Origin of the sequence: Microtetraspora malaysiensis (assembly GCF_001528665.1) — a bacterium.
GTDB classification, from domain to species: domain Bacteria; phylum Actinomycetota; class Actinomycetes; order Streptosporangiales; family Streptosporangiaceae; genus Microtetraspora_A; species Microtetraspora_A malaysiensis.
In genome coordinates this window covers 1-19,823 of sequence record NZ_BBYJ01000012.1, presented here as the reverse complement: position 1 = coordinate 19,823, position 19,823 = coordinate 1, and the positions used below count along the sequence as shown (strand labels likewise).

Annotated in this window: 16 protein-coding genes and 1 rRNA gene; 12 read left to right on the top strand and 5 right to left on the bottom strand. The window is 71.4% G+C overall.

Translation table 11 applies throughout. The features are described 5' to 3' along the window. Positions 1-22 precede the first annotated feature (22 nt). Positions 23-1,537, top strand: coding sequence for a DUF2079 domain-containing protein (locus AWQ71_RS16425; protein WP_084258951.1), 1,515 nt, complete (start codon positions 23-25; stop codon positions 1,535-1,537). 52 nt (positions 1,538-1,589) lie between these two features. Here the strand turns inward: AWQ71_RS16425 and AWQ71_RS16420 are convergent, their stop codons facing one another. From AWQ71_RS16420 to AWQ71_RS16405, 4 genes are all read right to left on the bottom strand, one after another. Further along, positions 1,590-2,171, bottom strand: a complete 582-nt coding sequence (locus AWQ71_RS16420) for a Uma2 family endonuclease (protein WP_067133946.1) — start codon at positions 2,169-2,171, stop codon at positions 1,590-1,592. A gap of 128 nt (positions 2,172-2,299) precedes the next feature. Next, a complete protein-coding gene (locus tag AWQ71_RS16415) occupies positions 2,300-3,607 on the bottom strand; it encodes an MFS transporter (RefSeq protein ID WP_245658318.1) in 1,308 nt (435 codons plus the stop codon). 100 nt (positions 3,608-3,707) lie between these two features. Next, on the bottom strand, positions 3,708-4,076 hold the full coding sequence (locus tag AWQ71_RS16410; protein WP_067133940.1) for a nuclear transport factor 2 family protein: 369 nt from the start codon (positions 4,074-4,076) through the stop codon (positions 3,708-3,710). 118 nt (positions 4,077-4,194) lie between these two features. Then, positions 4,195-5,859, bottom strand: coding sequence for a class I adenylate-forming enzyme family protein (locus AWQ71_RS16405; RefSeq protein ID WP_067133937.1), 1,665 nt, complete (start codon positions 5,857-5,859; stop codon positions 4,195-4,197). A gap of 194 nt (positions 5,860-6,053) precedes the next feature. On the opposite strand from AWQ71_RS16405, the gene argC reads away from it, so the two are divergent. The 9 genes from argC to AWQ71_RS16360 all read left to right on the top strand — a co-directional run bounded on the left by argC (position 6,054) and on the right by AWQ71_RS16360 (position 15,696). Then, positions 6,054-7,076 carry an N-acetyl-gamma-glutamyl-phosphate reductase gene (argC, locus tag AWQ71_RS16400; RefSeq protein WP_067133934.1) on the top strand — a complete coding sequence of 341 codons (1,023 nt, stop codon included), beginning with the start codon at positions 6,054-6,056 and terminating at the stop codon, positions 7,074-7,076. A gap of 97 nt (positions 7,077-7,173) precedes the next feature. Next, positions 7,174-8,328 (top strand): bifunctional glutamate N-acetyltransferase/amino-acid acetyltransferase ArgJ, encoded by a 1,155-nt coding sequence (gene argJ, locus AWQ71_RS16395; RefSeq protein ID WP_067133931.1) that lies wholly within the window; start codon positions 7,174-7,176, stop codon positions 8,326-8,328. Continuing rightward, positions 8,325-9,263, top strand: a complete 939-nt coding sequence (gene argB / locus AWQ71_RS16390; protein WP_067133928.1) for an acetylglutamate kinase — start codon at positions 8,325-8,327, stop codon at positions 9,261-9,263. The genes argJ and argB overlap by 4 nt, the downstream gene beginning before the upstream one ends. Before the next feature lie 68 nt (positions 9,264-9,331). Further along, entirely contained in the window at positions 9,332-10,477 is a 1,146-nt protein-coding gene (locus tag AWQ71_RS16385) for an acetylornithine transaminase (protein WP_067134391.1), read from the top strand. Beyond that, entirely contained in the window at positions 10,470-11,495 is a 1,026-nt protein-coding gene (argF, locus tag AWQ71_RS16380) for an ornithine carbamoyltransferase (RefSeq protein ID WP_067133925.1), read from the top strand. The genes AWQ71_RS16385 and argF overlap by 8 nt, the downstream gene beginning before the upstream one ends. Beyond that, entirely contained in the window at positions 11,492-11,998 is a 507-nt protein-coding gene (locus tag AWQ71_RS16375) for an arginine repressor (RefSeq protein ID WP_067133922.1), read from the top strand. Before argF ends, AWQ71_RS16375 begins: the two co-directional genes overlap by 4 nt. A gap of 188 nt (positions 11,999-12,186) precedes the next feature. Then, on the top strand, positions 12,187-13,386 hold the full coding sequence (locus tag AWQ71_RS16370) for an argininosuccinate synthase (RefSeq protein WP_067134389.1): 1,200 nt from the start codon (positions 12,187-12,189) through the stop codon (positions 13,384-13,386). An 85-nt stretch (positions 13,387-13,471) separates the two neighbouring features. After that, positions 13,472-14,887 carry an argininosuccinate lyase gene (argH, locus tag AWQ71_RS16365; RefSeq protein WP_245658317.1) on the top strand — a complete coding sequence of 472 codons (1,416 nt, stop codon included), beginning with the start codon at positions 13,472-13,474 and terminating at the stop codon, positions 14,885-14,887. A gap of 2 nt (positions 14,888-14,889) precedes the next feature. Beyond that, positions 14,890-15,696, top strand: coding sequence for a DNA-3-methyladenine glycosylase (locus tag AWQ71_RS16360; protein WP_084258981.1), 807 nt, complete (start codon positions 14,890-14,892; stop codon positions 15,694-15,696). A 171-nt stretch (positions 15,697-15,867) separates the two neighbouring features. Here AWQ71_RS16360 and AWQ71_RS16355 read toward each other — a convergent pair whose 3' ends face one another. Then, positions 15,868-16,245 carry an arsenate reductase family protein gene (locus AWQ71_RS16355; RefSeq protein WP_067134385.1) on the bottom strand — a complete coding sequence of 126 codons (378 nt, stop codon included), beginning with the start codon at positions 16,243-16,245 and terminating at the stop codon, positions 15,868-15,870. A gap of 260 nt (positions 16,246-16,505) precedes the next feature. On the opposite strand from AWQ71_RS16355, the gene tyrS reads away from it, so the two are divergent. Both tyrS and AWQ71_RS16345 read left to right on the top strand, forming a co-directional pair. Beyond that, positions 16,506-17,771, top strand: coding sequence for a tyrosine--tRNA ligase (gene tyrS, locus AWQ71_RS16350; protein WP_067133916.1), 1,266 nt, complete (start codon positions 16,506-16,508; stop codon positions 17,769-17,771). A 1,608-nt stretch (positions 17,772-19,379) separates the two neighbouring features. Continuing rightward, positions 19,380-19,823, top strand: a 16S ribosomal RNA gene (locus tag AWQ71_RS16345); the annotation flags it as partial.

Genomic DNA, 19,823 nt, shown 5'->3' with positions numbered 1-19,823 from the left:
GACAGGCCCGTACTCTCCGGCCATGGCCTGGAGGACCCGTGTCCCTGACCGTCCCGTGGACTCCGCCGCCACCCGGAGGCGCTCGCCGCTCGCGTTACCGGCCGTCCGCCGGGTGCTCGCGGCCGTCCCGCCGCCGGGCCGGTGGCCCCGCCACGTCGTCGCGCTCGCCGCTGTATGCGCCGTGGCCGCCGGGGTGTACTCCCTCCACGGGCTGACCAAGCTGCGCGCCTTCCGCACCGGCACGTACGATCTGACGATCTTCGACCAGGCGGTGCGCGGCTACGCACACTTCCGGCCGCCCGTCGTGCCGCTCCTGGGTGTCACGCTGGATCGGGGGACGGACTACCTCCAGCTCGCCGACCACTTCTCGCCGATCCTGGCCCTGCTCGCGCCGCTGTACTGGCTGCACGACGGGCCCGCGACGCTCATCGTGGCCCAGGCCGTGCTGTTCGCGCTGGCTGTCCCGTTCCTGTGGACGTTCACCCGCCGCCGGCTCGGCACCGCTCCCGCCTACCTGGTCGCGGTCGCGTACGCGCTGTCCTGGCCGATCGCGCAGACCGTCGGCGTGGAGTTCCACGAGGTCGCCTTCGTTCCCGTCCTGACCGCCGCCGCGATCGAGCGGCTGGACGCGGGGAGGCGGCTCCCCGGCCTCCTCGCACTGGCCGGCCTGCTGCTGACCAAGGAGGACGCCGGGCTGATCGTGGCCGGCGTCGGCGCCTGGCTGTTCCTCACCCGGCGGCGGCGTCTCGGCGCGGCCGTCGTCGTCGGGGGCGTGGCCGCGATGGAACTCACCCGCAAGGTGCTGATCCCGCTCGCGGGCGGCCGGGCGGACGAGCGCTGGTACTTCTCCCAGCTCGGCGCGGACCTGCCCGACGTGCTGCGCACGGCCGTGACCGACCCGCTGCGCGTCCTCGGCGTGCTGACCGCCGACCAGGTCAAGCTGGACACGACCGCGCTGCTGCTGTGGCCGACGCTCTTCCTCTGCCTCCTGTCGCCGATCGCGCTGGCGGCGCTGCCGCACGTCGCCGAGCGGATGCTGTCCGACGCGCCCAACTGGTGGTCCACCGCCTGGCACTACGACGCGTTCACCGTCGCGATCCTCTTCCTCGCCGGGGTGGACGGCACGGCGCGCCTGATCCGGTGGCTGCGCCGGAAGGAGCGGATCACGGAGCCGGAACGGCTCGGCCTGCTGTGGTCCGTCGCGATCTGCGCCGTCGCGCTCACCCTGGTGCCGCACCGCCCCTTCGGCGAGCTGCTCCGCCCGGACTTCTACGCCGCGGACGCCCGGGCGGCGGCGCGGCAGGAGGCGCTCGCGCTGATCCCCGACGGCGTGGTGGTGGAGGCGAGCAACGACTTCGGCCCCCACCTGTCCGCCCGCGACACGGTCCTGTGGTGGGACTATCGCCACCGGAGGACCCCGTGGATCATCGCGTCGGCGGGGCAGGACCTGCGCGGCGTGATCGACGACTACGTGCGGGACGGCTACCGCCTGCTCTTCGACCGGGAGGACATCGTCGTCCTGCGCCTCGGCGGATAGCCGGTCGTGATGTGCCGCGCGCCCCCGCGTGAGCCGTACGGGGGCGCATCGGTCAGAAGCGGTCGATCTCGGTGAGGTCGATGTCGATCTCGAAGGGCAGCGAGACCTTGAGCCGGTCGTGATGGATGCCGGTGAGGAAGTAGGCCGAGGTCCCGGGGTCGATCTCGTAGACGTAGACGGCGGGCCGGCCCTTCTGGTTCTCCACCCGCCAGAAGTGCGGGATGCCCGCCTCGGCGTACAGCACCGGCTTGCGCTTGCGGTCGCGGACCTCGGACTCCGGTGAGACGACCTCGACGACCAGGACCGCGTCGGCCGCCTGGTAGGCGGTCTGCTCGTCCTTCTGCTCCGCCTCGGCGCGGATGACGCTCACGTCGGGCTCCGGCCGCTGGCGTGAGTCGAGGACCAGGCTCATCTCGCGCCGGACCCGCAGCTCGCGCGGAGCGACTCCGCGCAGAGCGCTCTCCAGAAGGGACACGGCACGGGAATGGAAGGAGGACTGAGGGCTCACGAAGACCAAGCTTCCGTCAATCAACTCCGTGTGTGCAGGCAAATCCGGAATGTGATCGAGGTCTGTGGCCGTGTAGCCCTTGAGTGGCGGGAAAACCCAGCCGGGCAGCTCCGATGAGTCGCTCATGACGTCGCTCCGTGCCTCTGCCTCCGCCGCTGCCGTAGTCTCCGTCGTCTCTGTCTCCGCTACCGCTGCCGTCATGCGCACATCGTAACCAGCCGGTCTCGCTGAGGGGCGGGTTCGTCCGGGTTGTGTCAGGTGGCCGCGGGCTGCTCCGCGCGGCGGGCGCGTTCGGCGAGGGCGTGCTCGTCGGTGCGCGCGTCGTAGCGGCGGAAGCGGGGCAGCGCGGCCGCCATCGCGGCCACCGCGCCCACGCACAGCAGGCCGCCGAACCCCAGCGAGAAGCGGGCGCCGCCCCAGCCGGCCAGCGCCCCGGCGCGCACGTCGCCGAGCATCGGGCCGGTCGAGTAGGAGAGCAGCTCGATCCCCGCGAGGCGGCCGCGGTACTCGTCGGGGATGGTCTGGTTCCAGATCGTGCCGCGGAAGAGGCCGCTCACCATGTCCGCGCCGCCCGCGACGGCGAGGAACAGGAAGACCAGCCACACGTTCGGCATGATCGCCGCGATCGCCACCGAGACGCCCCACAGCGCGGCCGACACGATCACGGCCATCCCGTGCCGGTGCACGTGGGCGGTCCAGCCGGAGGTCAGCGAGGCGACCACCGAGCCGACCCCTCCGGCGGCGTACAGCAGGCCGAGCGCCTGCGGCGTCCCCAGGTCGTCGGCGAGGAACGGGAACAGCGCGGTCGAGCTGGCGAACGCCATCGCGGCGATGTCGACGAGATAGGTGCCCATCAGGTCGGGGCGCCGGACGGCGTAGCGGACGCCCTCGGCCAGTGACCGCAGCGAGGCGGGGGAGGCGTCCTGGGGGCGCGGCACGGGACGCACCCGCACCAGCAGCGCCAGCGAGACCAGGAACGAGGCCACGTCGATGCCGTACGACACGGCGGGGCCGAGCGCGATGACGACCAGCCCGCCGACGGCGGGGCCGACGATGACCGCGCTGTTGCGGACGAGGCCCTGCAACGCGTACGCGGCGGTCATCTGGTCGAGCTTGACCACCCGGTTGATCATCGCCTGCTCGCTCGGGCCGCGTACGCTGCTGAACCCGGCGGACAGGGCGCCCGCGACGTAGAGGAGCCAGACCTGCGGATGGGGCAGCAGGGCGTTGACCAGCAGGATGCCGGTCGCGACGCAGAGCCCCAGCTCGGAGTAGATCACGATCTTGCGCCGGTCGAGCGCGTCGGCGATCGCGCCGCCCCACAGCCCGCAGACCACCATCGGCACGAACTCGGCCATGCTCACCAGCCCGACCGCGAGCGGTGACCCGGTGAGCTGTTTCACCTGGTACGGCACGGCCACCATCGTGAAGAGGGCGCCGAGCAGGGTGATCAGGCTGGAGCCGAGCAGGAGGCGGAAGTCGCGGGACTCGCGCAGCGGGGTGACGTCGACGCGCATCCGGCGGGCCAGCGCACGCAGCGATCGATCCGAGCGTTCAGACACGAACGGCCATGTTCGCCGAGTGCCGGATCGGCGGGCAATCGATTTTCGGGGGTGCGACGGGGCGCGGTCCCGCGTACGCCGGGGGACCGCGCCCCGTCGCTCACATCGCGGGCACCTTGTCGAGGAAGCCGTGCACGTCGCGGATGCGCCCGTCGGCGTCCAGCGCGGCGACGTCGAAGCCGACCACGACCGGCTCGGCGGCCCCCTCCGGAGCCAGGTGCCAGGTGAACCGCACGATGTCGTGGTGGCCGTCGAGCACCTCGCCGCGGCTGAACACGAAGCCGGGGAACATTCCCTGGGCTCCGGCGATCACGGCGGCGATGGCGTCGTGGCCGCGCACGGCCGCCATCGGGTCGGTGTAGCCGCCGTCCTCGGCCCACAGCTCGGCCACGGCCGCGACGCGGGCGGCGGAGTCGGTCTCGTTCCAGGTGGCGATGTAGCGGTCGACAAGGGTGGAAAAGTCGCTCACGGGGACTCCTCAGTTCGCGTGTCTTCGTTGACACAGGAAAGTTCCCATGGCGCGATGTGCCCCGTCGATTACCCGCCAGGTAACCCGGCGCGCTACCGAGGCGCGCCGGGATCCCGGGTCAGGAGCCGAGGACGCGGCGGCGCAGCGCGGTCTTGAGGATCTTGCCGCCGGGGTTGCGGGGCAGCTCCTCCTCCAGGAACCAGACCGTCGCCGGCACCTTGAACCCGGCGAGGCGTTCGCGCACGAAGGTCCGCAGCTCGTCCGCGGAGACGTCCGAGCCCGGCGCGCGCCGCACCACCGCGCCGACCTCCTCACCCAGCTCCTCGTGCGGGACGCCGATCACCGCCACGTCGTCGACGCCGGGGTGATCGAACAGCGCGGCCTCGACCTCGGCGCAGTAGACGTTCTCGCCGCCCCTGATGACCATGTCCTTGGCCCGGTCGACGATATAGACGAAGCCCTCCTCGTCCACCCGGGCGAGGTCGCCGGTGTGCAGCCAGCCGTCCACGAAGGTCTGCGCGGTGGCCTCCGGCTGGTTCCAGTAGCCGCTGATCACGATCGGCCCGCGGATGCACAGCTCGCCGACCTCGCCCGGAAGCAGCTCCGCCCCGGCCGGGTCGCAGATCTTGACGTCGTTCACGGCGAGCGGGAGGCCGATGCTGTCCGGCCGCGCCGCGTAGTCCGTGCCGCAGTTGTAGATGGCCAGCCCCGTCGTCTCGGTCATGCCGTACCCGTTGGCGGGTGCGCGGCCCGGCAGCAGCTCGGTGATGCGCTCCCGCAGCTTGGGTGGGGCCGGCGCGCCGCCGTAGGAGATGGAGCCCAGGGACGAGATGTCGTAGCGCTCCAGCGCGGGGTGGGAGAGGAGCTGCCAGGCGTTGGTCGGCACACCGGCGAGGCCGGTGACCCGCACGCGCTCGATGGTCCGCAGCGCGCGTTCGGCGTCCCACTTGTACATGAGGGCGAGCCCGCCCCCGCTGAAGATCGTCGGGATCAGCACCGCGAAGCAGCCGGTCACGTGGAACAGCGGCACCGCGAGGAGCGTGACCCGTTCGGCCGAGGTCGTCTCCGCCGGGTCCTTCCCGGCGAGTAGCGTCGCGCGCATCATCGCGTACGCCACGGTCATCGGGGCCTGGCCGAGGTTGCGGTGGGTGCCGAGCGCGCCCTTCGGGCGGCCGGTGGTCCCCGAGGTGTAGAAGATCGTGGCCAGGTCGTCGGGGCCGAGGTCGACGGGGGGCAGGGTCACGTCGGCCCGCACCTCGCCCATCACCTCGGCGAGATTCGCTCCCGGCCCGCGCGCGATGATCACCGGTATTTCGGGCCCGCCCGCCTCCGCGGCGCGCGCGGCGCGCTCGGCGTCGGCGATCAGCAGTCTCGCCCCCGAGTCGGCCAGGCCGTACGCGAGCTCCTGGCCGGTCCACCACGCGTTCAGCGGCACGGCGACCGCCCCGGCGGCCAGGATCGCGGAGAACGCGACCACCCATTCGGGATAGTTCCGCATCGCGAGGGCCACCCGGTCGCCCCTGCGGACGCCGTAGTCCTCCACGAGACGCCGTGCCAGGGTCGCCGCGCGGCGGAAGTGCTCCTCGTAGGTGATCCGCTCGTCCTCGTAGATCAGGAAGACCTTCTCGCCTTGGAAACGGCTGTTCTGCAGCAGGTCCCGGAAGGTCCGGGGAGCATGCTTCCATGCGCGGATCGTCGTCCCCCCGACCTTCGCCTCTTCCATCTCGAAGAGCTGGCCGGGCGCGGTGAGCTGGGCCTGTACCTGGTCGTGCGTCATAGCCATGGACTGCGCTCCAAGCCGCGATGGTAACCGGAAAAATCACGATACCGACCGGTAGGTACGGACACCAGGGTGCCGATTTCCAAGGTCGTGGCAGGTGCGGACGGGGTCGTGCTCGCTTGCATGATCATGCTGAGATATGCATACTCTTCAGAGTAAGAAGATGTGCTCGTTCGCATGAACATGCAGGGGGATCGATGAGGGCGGCGATCGCGGGAGCGACGGGTTACGCGGGGGGCGAGCTGCTCCGGCTGCTGCTCGGGCATCCGTCCTTCGAGGTCGGCGCGCTGACCGCCGGCTCCAGCGCCGGCTCGCGCCTCGGCGAGCACCAGCCGCACCTGCCCGCCCTCGCCGACCGGCTCGTCCAGGAGACCACCGCCGAGACCCTGGCCGGTCACGACGTCGTCTTCCTCGCGCTGCCCCACGGGCAGTCCGGCGCCGTCGCCGCCGAGCTGGGCGAGGACACCGTCGTGGTGGACTGCGGCGCCGACTTCCGGCTGGAGAGCGCGCAGGACTGGGCCCACTTCTACGGCGGCGCCCACGCGGGCACCTGGCCGTACGGGCTGCCCGAGCTTCCCGGACAGCGCGAGGTGCTGCGTGGGGCCCGCCGCATCGCGGTGCCCGGCTGCTACCCGACCTCGGTGACGCTCGCGCTGTTCCCGGCCTTCGCCGCCGGCCTGGTCGAACCCGACGTGGTCGTGGTCGCCGCCAGCGGCACCTCGGGCGCCGGCCGCGCCCCCAAGACCCACCTCCTCGGCAGCGAGGTCATGGGCTCGGTCAGCGCGTACGGCGTCGGCGGCGTCCACCGGCACACCCCCGAGATGGAGCAGAACCTGGCGAAGGTCGCGGGAGCGCCGGTCCGGGTCTCTTTCACCCCGACGCTCGCGCCGATGAGCCGGGGCATCCTCGCCACCTGCACGGCCCCGGCCGTGTCCGGCCTCACCGCCGCCGCGCTCCGGGAGGCGTACGAGACGGCGGTCAAGGACGAGCCCTTCCTCCGCCTGCTGCCGGAGGGGACGTGGCCCGCGACCGCCATGACGGCCGGGGCCAACACCGCCGTCCTGCAGGTGGCCCTCGACGAGCGCTCCGGCAGGGTCGTCGCCGTCGCCGCCGTCGACAACCTGACCAAGGGCACGGCCGGCGGCGCGATCCAGAGCGTCAACCTGGCCCTCGGCCTGCCCGAGGAGCTCGGCCTTCCCGTGAACGGGCTGGCCCCGTGACCGCGGCGGAGTACGCGGCGCACCGCAGCAGCGGGCGAACGCAAGAACGGCACGTGACAGGTGACAGCGGCCCGGGGCCGCGAGGCGAGGAGGAAGTATGAGCGTCACGGCTCCACTCGGGTTCCGGGCGGCGGGCATCGCGGCGGGCATCAAGGCGAGCGGCGCGCGCGACCTCGCGCTCGTCGTCAACGACGGGCCGTCCCACGCGGCGGCGGGCGTCTTCACCGCCAACCGCGTCAAGGCCGCTCCGGTGCTGTGGTCGGCGCAGGTGCTCTCCGGCGGCCGGGTCAAGGCGGTGGTCCTCAACTCCGGTGGCGCCAACGCCTGCACCGGGCCGCTCGGCTTCCAGGACACCCACGCCACGGCCGAGAAGGTCGCCGCCGCGCTCGCGGACTCGGCGGGCGAGATCGCGGTCTGCTCCACCGGCCTGATCGGCGAGCGGCTGCCGATGGACGCGCTGCTCGGCGGGGTCGAGACCGCGGTGTCCCAGCTCTCCAGGGACGGCGGCCTGGCCGCCGCCGACGCGATCAGGACCACCGACACGGTCAGCAAGATCGCCTTCCGCAGGGGAGAGGGCGGCTACATGGTCGGCGGCATGGCCAAGGGCGCGGGCATGCTCGCCCCGTCGCTGGCCACCATGCTCTGCGTCATCACCACCGACGCCGACCTCTCCTCCGAGGAGCTGGACGCGGTTCTGCGCAAGGCGACGGGCGTCACCTTCGACCGCCTGGACGCCGACGGCTGCATGTCCACCAACGACACCGTGCTGCTGCTGGCGAGCGGCGCCGCCGGCGTGCGGCCCGACCTCGCCGAGTTCGAGAAGGTCGTCACCAACGTCTGCGCCGACCTCACCCGCCAGCTCCTGGTCGACGCCGAGGGCGCGTCCAAGGCGATCACCATCGAGGTCGTGGGCGCGGCCGGCGTCGAGGACGCCGTCACGGTCGGCCGCGCGGTGGCCAGGAACAACCTGCTCAAGTGCGCGATCCACGGCGAGGACCCCAACTGGGGCCGGGTGCTGTCCGCGGTCGGCACGACCGACGCGGTCTTCGAGGCGGACCGGCTCAACGTGGCCATCAACGGCGTCTGGATCTGCCGCGGCGGCGCCGTGGGCGACGACCGTTCCAAGGTGGACCTGCGCCCCCGCGATGTGACGATCACGATCGACCTGTCGGCCGGTCCGCACTCCGCGACGATTCACACCACGGACCTCACCGCGGCGTACGTCCACGAGAACTCGGCGTACTCGTCATGACGCCCCGCAGGAACGGCGCGCTGGACAAGGCGCACACGCTGATCGAGGCGCTGCCCTGGATGGCGCGCTTCCACGGCGCGACCGTCGTCATCAAGTACGGCGGTAACGCGATGACCGAGGAGCACCTGCGCGAGAAGTTCGCCGCCGACGTGGTCTTCCTCAGGTACGCCGGGCTCCGCCCGGTGATCGTGCACGGCGGTGGCCCGCAGATCCAGCGGCAGCTCGACCTGCAGGGCATCGAGAGCCGCTTCGTCTCCGGCCTGCGGGTGACCACGCCCGAGGCCATGCAGGTGGTGCGCATGGTCCTCGTCGGCCAGGTCAACCGCGACGTGGTCGGCCTGATCAACCGGCACGGGCCCTTCGCGATCGGCATGTCCGGCGAGGACGCCCACCTGTTCACCGCCGAGCGCAAGCAGGTCGTCGTGGACGGCGTCGCCGTGGACATCGGCCAGGTCGGCGAGATCGTCGGCGTCGAGGTGGGAGCCGTCGAGGCACTGCTGAACGACAACCGGATCCCGGTCGTGTCGTCGATCGCGCGGGGCGAGGACGGCACCATCTACAACGTCAACGCAGACACCGCCGCCGCCGCGCTGGCGGTCGCGCTGGGCGCGTCCAAGCTGGTCGTGCTCACCGACGTCGAGGGCCTCTACGCCGACTGGCCGAACAGCGACGAGGTCGTCAGCAGGATCGCCGCGACCGAGCTGGCCGAGCTGCTGCCCTCGCTGTCCAGCGGCATGGTCCCCAAGATGGAGGCGTGCCTGACCGCGGTACGCGGCGGCGTCACGCGGGCGCACGTGCTCGACGGCCGGGTGCCACACTCCTTGTTGCTGGAGATCTTCACGGACGAGGGCATCGGCACGATGGTCCTGCCCGACTCCGCATCCGTCCCGGCCGAGCCCGGGCCGGTCGCCGTTCCGATCAAGGAGGACGCGTGAGCGAGGAGACGAAGCCGAGCCGGAACCCGGCCGGAGAGGCGCTCAGGAAGCGCTTCGAGGCGGCGTTCATGCCCAACTACGGCGTGCCGCCGATCGCGCTCGCACGCGGCGAGGGCACCGCCGTCTGGGACCTCGACGGCCGGCGCTACCTGGACCTCATCGGCGGCATCGCGGTCAGCTCGCTGGGCCACGGCCACCCGGCGCTGGTCGAGGCGGTGTCCCGGCAGGTGGCGACATTGGCGCACACCTCGAACCTGTTCCTGCACGAGCCCGAGGTGCTGCTGGCCGAGCGCCTGGGCGGCCTGCTCGGCGCGCCCGCACGGGTCTTCCTGGCCAACTCCGGCACCGAGGCCAACGAGGCCGCGCTCAAGCTCGCCATCAAGTACGGCAAGGCGAACGGCAGGAGCTACTTCGTCGCCGCCGAGATGGGCTTCCACGGCCGCACGCTCGGCGCCCTGTCGCTGACCGGCAAGCCCGCGATCCGCGACCAGTTCGGCCCGTTCCCGATCGACGTCCGGTTCGTCCCGTACGGCGACGCCGACGCGCTCAAGAGCGCGGTGACCGACGAGTGCGCCGCGGTCTTTCTGGAGCCGACCCAGGGCGAGGCCGGCGTCGTGCCGCCGCCCGAGGGGTACCTCCGGGCGGCCAGGGAGATCTGCTCCGCCACCGGGGCGCTCCTGGTGGCCGACGAGATCCAGTCGGCGATCGGCCGCACCGGCCACTGGTTCGCCCACCAGGCGGACGGCGTGCTGCCCGACGTGCTGACCCTGGCCAAGGGCCTCGGCGGCGGCATGCCGATCGGCGCCTGCGTCGGGATCGGCCCGGCCGGGACGATCTTCGAGAAGGGCGACCACGGCTCGACGTTCGGCGGCAACCCGGTCTCGTGCGCGGCGGCGCTGGCCGTGCTGGACACGATCGAGCGCGAGGACCTGCTGGCACACGTCCAGGCCGTCGCCCGGGAGCTCCGCGACGGCATCGAAGCGATCGGCCACCCGCTGCTCAAGGGCGTGCGCGGCCGCGGCCTCTGGCTGGCTCTCGTGCTCACCGCCGACCGCTCCGCGCGGGTCCAGGAGGCGGCCCAGGAGGCCGGGTTCCTGGTCAACGCGCTTCAGCCCGACGCCGTACGGCTCGCGCCCCCGCTCGTCGTCACATCGTCCGAGGTGCGGTCCTTCGTGGACGCGCTTCCCGGCATTCTGGAGGCCGCCAATGGCTAGTCAGGGACCCGTCGCGGATCCGAAGCAGGTCAGGCACTTCCTGCGGGACGACGACCTGACGCCGGAGGAGCAGGCGCAGGTGCTCGACCTGGCCGACGCGATGAAGAAGGACCGCTTCGGCTACCGGCCCTTCGCCGGCCCCCGCACCGTCGCGGTGCTGTTCGACAAGCCGTCCACCCGCACCCGCGTCTCGTTCGCGGTCGGCGTCGGCGAGCTCGGCGGCCTGCCGTTGGTCATCGACGCCGGCTCCTCCCAGATGGGACGGGGCGAGCCGATCGAGGACACCGCCCGGGTCCTGGAACGCCAGGTGGCGGCGATCGTGTGGCGTACCTCCGGCCAGGAGCGCGTCGAGGCGATGGCCTCGATATCGTCCGTCCCCGTGGTGAACGCGCTCACCGACGAGTTCCACCCCTGCCAGATCCTCGCCGACCTGCAGACGATCCGCGAGCACAAGGGCATGCTCAAGGGCCTCACCCTGGCGTACCTGGGCGACGGCGCCAACAACATGGCCCACTCCTACCTGCTCGGCGGCGCGACCGCCGGGATGCATGTACGGATCGGCGCCCCGGCCGGATATCTGCCGGACGCGGTGATCCTCGACCGGGCCGCCGAGATCGCCGCCGCCACGGGCGGCTCCGTCACCGCGGTCAGCGATCCGGCGGCGGCCGCCGCCGGGGCGCATGTGCTCGCCACGGACACCTGGGTGTCCATGGGGCAGGACGGCAAGGAGGAGCGCGTGGCGGCGTTCACGCCGTACCGGCTCGACGCGGACCTGCTCGCCCAGGCGAGCCCGGACGCGATCGTGCTGCACTGCCTGCCCGCGTACCGGGGACTGGAGATCACCGGCGAGGTGCTCGACGGTCCGCGGAGCGTGGTCTGGGACCAGGCCGAGAACCGGCTCCACGCGCAGAAGGCGCTGCTGCACTGGCTGGCCGTCCGCAGCGGGCAGGCGTCCGGTGCCGGCGCCCCGGAAGCCGGTACGGCGGGGCCGGGGGCGCGACGCGGGGAGGCGCTGTGACGATCCCGCTGACCAAGGCGGCACGGCACGCCCGGATCGTCGACCTGCTCACCCGGAACAAGATCCGCTCGCAGCCCGAGCTGGCCCGGCTGCTCGCCGAGAGCGGCGTCGAGGTGACCCAGGGGACGCTCTCCCGCGACCTGGACGAGCTGGGCGCGCTCAAGCTGCGGACCGACGACGGCACTTTGGTATACGCGGTTCCGGGAGAGGGAGGCGGCCGGATCCCGCTCTACCGGACCGGCACGGGGGAGAACCCCTACGCCCGGCTCCGCGGCATCGCCGAGGAGCTCCTGGTCTCGGCGGAGGCATCGGCGAATCTGGTCATTCTGCGCACCCCACCGGGAGCCGCGCAGTTCCTGGCCTCGGCCATCGACCACGCCGACTGGGAGTCCATCCTCGGCACGGTCGCGGGCGACGACACCATCCTGGTGATCAGCCGTGACCCGCTGGGGGGAGAGGAACTGGCGGCCGCCCTGCTCAAACTGGCGGACCGCCGAGGCTGAAGCCGCCGGTTCGAGTCGAGCGGCGATCACACGACACACCGGTGCACGGCACCCGAGAGTGACCACATTCAGTGATCGGGAGGCAACGGAGCGGAGTGGCACTCGCGCCGCCGATCCGGAAGCGGAAGCGCCGACAGGCAGTGTGACCTGTGAAAACATAAACGTGACCACGTAATTGGAGAATGATCATGAGTGACAGGGTCGTACTCGCCTACTCCGGCGGCCTCGACACCTCCGTGGCCATCCCGTTCCTCGCCGAGAAGACCGGCGCGGAGGTCATCGCCGTCGCGGTGGACGTCGGCCAGGGCGGCGAGGACATGGAGGCCATCCGGAAGCGCGCGATCGACTGCGGCGCGGTCGAGGCCGTCGTCGTCGACGCCCGCGAGGAGTTCGCCCGGGACTTCTGCGTCCCCGCACTCCAGGCGAACGCGTTGTACATGGACCGCTACCCGCTGGTCAGCGCCCTGTCCCGGCCCCTGATCGTCAAGCACCTCGCGGCGGCGGCAGAGGAGTTCGGCGGCACCCATGTCTCGCACGGCTGCACCGGCAAGGGCAACGACCAGGTGCGCTTCGAGGCCGGCCTCGCCGCGTTGAACCCGGACCTCAAGGTCATCGCCCCGGCCCGCGACTACGCCTGGACCCGCGACAAGGCCATCGCCTTCGCCGAGGAGAAGGGCCTGCCGATCGACGTCACCAAGAAGTCGCCGTACTCCATCGACCAGAACCTGTGGGGCCGCGCCGTCGAGACCGGCTTCCTCGAGGACATCTGGAACGCGCCCATCGAGGACGTGTACGACTACACCTCCGACCCGACCGTGCCGCGCGAGGCCGACGAGGTCGTCATCACCTTCGTCCAGGGTGTGCCGGTGGCCCTCGACGGCCGCGCCCTCTCGCCGTTCGAGATCATCGCCGAGCTGAACCGGCGCGCGGGCGCGCAGGGCGTCGGCCGCCTGGACATGGTCGAGGACCGGCTCGTCGGCATCAAGTCGCGCGAGGTCTACGAGGCCCCCGGCGCGATCGCGCTGATCACCGCGCACATGGAGCTGGAGAACGTCACCGTCGAGCGTGACCTCGCCCGGTTCAAGCGCTCCGTCGACCAGCGGTGGGGCGAGCTGGTCTACGACGGCCTGTGGTTCTCGCCGCTGAAGAACGCCCTCGACGCGTTCATCGCCGATGCCCAGCAGCACGTCTCCGGCGACATCAGGCTCGTCATGCACGGCGGCCGCGCCGTCGTCACCGGCCGGCGCTCGGACGCCTCGCTGTACGACTTCTCACTGGCCACCTACGACACGGGCGACGCGTTCGACCAGTCGCTGGCCAAGGGCTTCGTCCAGCTCTGGTCGCTGCCCAGCAAGATCGCGGCCGGCCGCGACGCCCGCCAGAGCTAGAAGGTGTGACGTGCGCCCCGGCTCCGGTCGGAGCCGGGGTTCATGTCGGTTAAGGTCGCGGATGAAACTCGGAGGGAGAACGACGGTGGCGGACAACAAGCCGATGCGGCTGTGGGGCGGCAGGTTCGAGGGAGGGCCGGCGGACGCGCTCACCCGCCTGTCGGTGAGCGTGCAGTTCGACTGGCGGCTCGCGCCGTACGATCTGCTGGCCTCGCGCGCGCACGCGAGGGTGCTGCACCGCGCCGGCTTGCTGACGGAGGAGGAGCTCGGGCGGATGATCGGCGCGCTCGACGACCTCGAGCGGGCCTGCAAGGCCGGCGAGTTCCGGCCGACGGTCGCCGACGAGGACGTGCACACCGCGCTGGAGCGCGGCCTGCTCGAACGGCTCGGCACGCTCGGCGGGAAGCTGCGGGCCGGCCGCAGCCGTAATGATCAGGTGGCCACCGACCTGCGGCTGTATCTGCGCGACCACGTCCGCACGATCGTCTCGCGCCTGGTCGAGCTGGAGACCGCGCTGATGAGCCAGGCCGAGGCGCACGCCTCCACGGCCGCCCCCGGCATGACCCACCTGCAGCACGCCCAGCCGGTGTCGTTCGGCCACCAGTTGCTCGCCCACGTCCACCCGCTGACGCGGGACATCGACCGGCTGCGGGACTGGGACCGCCGCGCCGCGATCTCCCCGCTCGGCTCCGGCGCCCTCGCCGGCTCCTCCCTGCCGCTCGACCCGCAGGCCGTCGCGACCGAGCTCGGCTTCGACTCCGCCGCGCCCAACTCGATGGACGCGGTCGCCGACCGCGACTTCGCCGCCGAGTTCCTGTTCTGCGCGGCGATGGTCGGCGTCCACCTGTCCCGGCTGGGCGAGGAGATCGTCCTGTGGGCCTCCCAGGAGTTCCGCTGGATCGAGATGGACGACGCCTACTCCACCGGCTCGTCGATCATGCCGCAGAAGAAGAACCCGGACGTCGCCGAGCTGGCCAGGGGCAAGAGCGGCCGCCTCATCGGGGCGCTGATGACGATGCTGACGACGCTCAAGGGCCTGCCGCTCACCTACAACCGCGACCTGCAGGAGGACAAGGAGCCGGTGTTCGACGCCGTCGACACGCTGCTCCTGGTGCTGCCCGCCGTGTCCGGCCTGGTGTCCACCATGCGGGTCAACACGGCCAAGCTCGAGGCGAGCGCCCCCGACGGCTTCGCCCTCGCGACGGATCTGGCCGAGTTGCTCGTCCGCAAGGGCGTCCCGTTCCGCGACGCGCACGAGGCGGTCGGCCACCTGGTCGTCTGGTGCCAGGTCAACGACAAGGACCTCGGCGACCTCACCGACGACGAGCTGGCCAAGGTCTCGCCGCACTTCACCCCGGACGTCAGGGACGTACTCAATGTGGCCGGAGCCCTCGCCGCCCGCAAGGCCCACGGCGGCACCGCCCCCGACCGCGTCCGGGACCAGCTCGTCGCGCTGCGCGAGATCGCCGACGTCCAGGCGGCGTGGGCGAGCGGAAGCTGACCATGACGGCAGGTCCGGGCGCCCACGGGGGGCCCGCCGCCTCCGGTGAGACCGGTCACGCGAGCCCCGTCGTGGGGCCCGCCGACCTCGCCGTTCTCGGTCCGGGGGCGGGCGCGCCCCTGGACCGGGCGTTCTTCGACCGGCCGTCCCCCGAGGTCGCGGCGGACCTGCTCGGTCGCGTGGTCGCGCACGGCCCGGTGGCCGTCCGGCTCACCGAGGTGGAGGCGTACGGCGGGCCGGGCCAGGACCCGGCCGCGCACACCTACCGCGGCCGAACCCCGCGCAACGCGGTCATGTTCGGCCAACCCGGCCACCTGTACGTGTACTTCACGTACGGCATGCACTTCTGCGCCAACCTCGTCTGCCTGCCGGAGGGGCGCGGCTCGGCCGTGCTCATGCGGGCCGGCGAGGTGATCGCCGGGGCCGACCACGCCCTCGCCCGCCGCCTCTCCATCGGCGGCAGGGCACCCGACGATCCGGGGGCGGGCGAGAGCGGTGTTCGCCCGGGGGGACGCCGGAGCATCCCCGACCGCGACCTCGCCCGAGGGCCGGCGCGGCTGGCCGTCGCCCTCGGCTTCGAACGGCGGCACAACGGCCTCGACTGCTGCGCGCGGGGGCCGATCCGCGTCTTCACCGGAAGGCCCGCCGATCCCGCGCTCATCCGCACCGGACCGCGTACGGGTGTCTCCTCCGGCGCCGAGACGCCCTGGCGGTTCTGGATCGACGGCGACCCCACCGTCTCGCCGTACCGGCCGCACGTGCCCCGGCGTCGCGGCCGGACCGAGGGCCCCCAACCCGAGGTGCGCTGAGCCTCCGGCCCGCCGGAGGCTCCGCCCGTACGACAGGTGAGAGTCCGGCGAACCACGAGATGTCCGGCCGCTCGACGTGGCGGGGCGCGTGTTCGCGCTCGTGGCCCTCCCGGCGACGGAGAGGTTCTCTGGCCGGGCAGTACGCCGAGATCCCCGCGGATCGCGGGGATCTCAGCCGGTCGTGGGCCGAGCGGGAGGCAGGACCGACCGGACCGACTCGGGCGACCGGCCCACGACAGCCGTCCCGTCGTCCGCGGTGATGATCGGCCGCTGGATCAGGATCGGGTGGGTGGCCAGCGCGGCGATCCACCGGCCGCGGTTCTCCTTGTCGCAGGGCCACGACGCCATGCCGAGCTCCACCGCCGCCGTCTCCCCGACGCGGGCGATGTCCCACGGCTCCAGGCCGAGCCGCCGGAGCACGTCCTCGAGTTCCTCGGCGGTCGGCGGGTCCTCCAGGTAGCGGCGGACCGTGTACTGGGCGCCCTCCTCGTCCAGGAGCGACAGCGCGGAGCGGCACTTGGAACAGGCCGGATTGATCCAGATTTCCATGGCGCCCATTCTTCCGCCGGAGCGCCGGGCGGAAGGCGAACGCGCGCCGGGACGCTCCCTCCGGGGGATCTCCGGGTGGGGAGGTGTCCCTTCTCACACCCGAAGCCCGGCCACCGTGGACCCACCGGCACGTCCGGCCCCGCCGCCCGGCCCGGCCAGCTATTGAGTGGCGATAGGGTTTTGTGATCAGGCAGGCTGGTACGGGGGCGAAAGCCGTACATCCATCGAAGACCCATCCATCGACACTGAAGGCCGAGATCGTGACCGACATCCTCGATGAGCTCGAATGGCGCGATGTCATCGCGCAGACCACCGATGCCGACGCGCTGCGCAAGGCACTGGCCGAGGGTCCGATCACGGTCTATGCCGGCTTCGACCCGACCGCGCCGTCCATCCACATGGGAAACCTCGCCACCCTGCTGATCCTCACCCGATTCCAGCGGGCGGGACATCGGCCGATCGCGCTGGTCGGCGGTGCCACCGGTCTCATCGGCGACCCGAGTGGCCGCAGCACCGAGCGTTCGCTGAACTCCTCGGACGTCGTCGCCGACTGGGTGAGCCGGATCCGGGGACAGGTGGAGCGGTTCCTCTCGTTCGACGATGGGCCGACCTCCGCGACGGTGGTCAGCAACCTCGAGTGGACCGGCAAGATGTCCGCGATCGACTTCCTGCGCGACGTCGGCAAGCACTTCCCGGTGAACCGGATGCTGGCCCGCGAGTCGGTGGCCGCGCGCCTCGGCGGTGAGGGGCTCAGCTACACCGAGTTCAGCTACCAGATCCTCCAGTCCAACGACTACCTGGAGCTGTACCGGCGGCACGGCTGCACGCTGCAGCTCGGCGGCAGCGACCAGTGGGGCAACATCACGGCCGGGGTCGACCTGATCCGCCGCGTCGAGGGCGCGCACGTCCACGGGCTCACCGGCAAGCTGATCACCAAGGCTGACGGCACCAAGTTCGGCAAGACCGCCGGGGGAGCCATCTGGCTCGACCCGGCGCTCACCTCGCCGTACGCGTTCTACCAGTACTGGCTGAACGCCGACGACCGGGACGTGGTGCGCTTCCTGAAGGTCTTCACCTTCCGGTCCCAGGAGGAGATCGCCGAGCTGGAGAAGGCCGTCGCCGAGCGTCCTGCCGCGCGCGCCGCGCAGCGGACACTCGCCGAGGACGTGACGACCATGGTCCACGGGGAAGCCGAGCTCGCCCGGGTGATCGCCGCGTCCCGCGCCCTCTTCGGGCAGGGCTCGCTGGAGGAACTCGACGCCCGGACCCTTGAGTCGGCGCTGGCCGAGGTGCCCAAGGCGACCGTTCCCGCCCTCGGGTTGCCGTACGTCGACCTGCTCGCCGAGAGCGGCCTGGTCGATTCCAAGTCGGCCGCGCGGCGTGCCGTCAAGGAGGGCGGCGCGTACCTCAACAACGTGAAGATCACCGACGAGGAGTACGTGCCGAGCCAGGACGACCTGCTGCACGGCCGGTTCCTCGTCCTCCGTCGCGGCAAGCGCACTGTCGGAGGCGTCGAGGTCGCCTGACGGTTCGCAGGGGGGCTTCCGACCTGCGGCTCCGCGGCTCAGGGCTGTCCCGGAGGGGATGCGCCCAGGGCTGGGGCTGAAGGCCCGAGCCGTGCCCTTCGGGCGAGATACGAAGTGAGACCAGGGCCTCCCGGCACCGTCCGGCGGGGCCCTGGTCGTGTTGTGATTCCGACGGCGGCACGTGAGCCCGCTGAGCGCCGCGCCCACGCCGCCGTCCGCGGCGCTACGCGAGAGCGGGCACGATCGCCCGGATGTCCCCGACGGTGCCGACCCACCCGCCCGGCATGTCCGGCGGCACGGTGCGTTCGTTCGCCCGGCGGCGCCGGCCGGGTCGTCTTGTTCACGCCCATCCCCGGCCCGGCCCGGGACGCCTGCGGGATCGCCGCTCCGCGTTCGGCGATGTGGCGGAATCTCGTGCGAAGCCGCGCCGTACCACGCTGTTGGGCTGGGAGCCCGGACGTGACGACGGGCAACCGCACTGACGGCAGCCCTGGGAGGAGGGCAGGCCTCGGGGTGCCCGCTTGCCGGCATTCCGAGCTGGTGCCCCTCTCATCAATTTTTGCCCCGTCGCGTCGCCCAGGGCGGCACCTCGCGGCGTTGACGCCCCACCCACGAAAAGCCCTCGCACGCTCGGACTTTCCGCGGGGCCCGGGATTGCCGGCCGTGGGCTCCGCTACGGCCTCCTCATCCGCCTCGCGACGCACCACCCTGCACCATCGCTCCGTCCGGGCAAACCTTGCCGGCTACGGCACTGGGTGCCCGGGCGCGGTGGAGCGCGTGGTGGCACTCGGGTTGCTGAGGCGCCGCCGGGGCGCTGCCGATGGTGGTTCTGACCCGGCGGAGGGCTGCGTCACCGTTCAGGACACGTACGTTGTCGCAGTGGCGCGCGGTGAGAAGCGATCCCGCCTCCGCGTGCTCCCCGGAACCAGGCGATCCCGACGGATGGCGTGCCATGCGCCCTGGTGAGGGACGTTCCGACCACCGGGAGTGGACGTCCCGGTGGTCCCGGAAGGGTGGGCAGCGAGGTCAAAAGTGTCTGTGACGGCGGTAACAGTCGTGTCGCGAACCGGGCCAGGTTTTCGTGATCAGCCCTCTGACCTGCACCTTTATGTGGATAGCCCGGATTTGACGATGCGCCGAGTCTTGCCTAATGTTCTCTTCGCCCCGAGAGACAGGGACGCCGCAAGGCGAGCCGGGTCTCCAGGGGCCAGCCACTTCCGAAAGCCACATGGATCCGGCTCCCGGGTCGATCCAGTCGCTTCGCAACGTGTCCAGATTTTGGCCCGCCAGGCTGACTGGACAGGGAGCAGGCGGTGAGGTAGTCTGGAGTGGTTGCCCCGGAGACGGGGATCGGATCCCACGGTGAGGCCCAGTCGATGATCGGTCGGGACTCTCGGGATTGAACAAACGAGATCAATGCCCCAGAGGGGTCGGTCGAGACGGCCGGTCATGATGGTGCTCGCGTCCGTTTCTTGAGAACTCAACAGTGTGCTAAAAGCCAGTGCATGATGCACAACCCCGTCCTTACCTGCATCTTTGGGTGTGGGGGGATGGATTCCTTTGGTTGACATTCATGTCGAATGTTGGCCAGGAAAAACTCGAAAACATTGTTTGGAGAGTTTGATCCTGGCTCAGGACGAACGCTGGCGGCGTGCTTAACACATGCAAGTCGAGCGGAAAGGCCCTTCGGGGTACTCGAGCGGCGAACGGGTGAGTAACACGTGAGTAACCTGCCCCTGACTCTGGGATAAGCCTGGGAAACTGGGTCTAATACCGGATATGACTACTTCGGGCATCCGATGGTGGTGGAAAGTTTTTTCGGTTGGGGATGGACTCGCGGCCTATCAGCTTGTTGGTGGGGTAGTGGCCTACCAAGGCGACGACGGGTAGCCGGCCTGAGAGGGCGACCGGCCACACTGGGACTGAGACACGGCCCAGACTCCTACGGGAGGCAGCAGTGGGGAATATTGCGCAATGGGCGAAAGCCTGACGCAGCGACGCCGCGTGGGGGATGACGGCCTTCGGGTTGTAAACCTCTTTCAGCAGGGACGA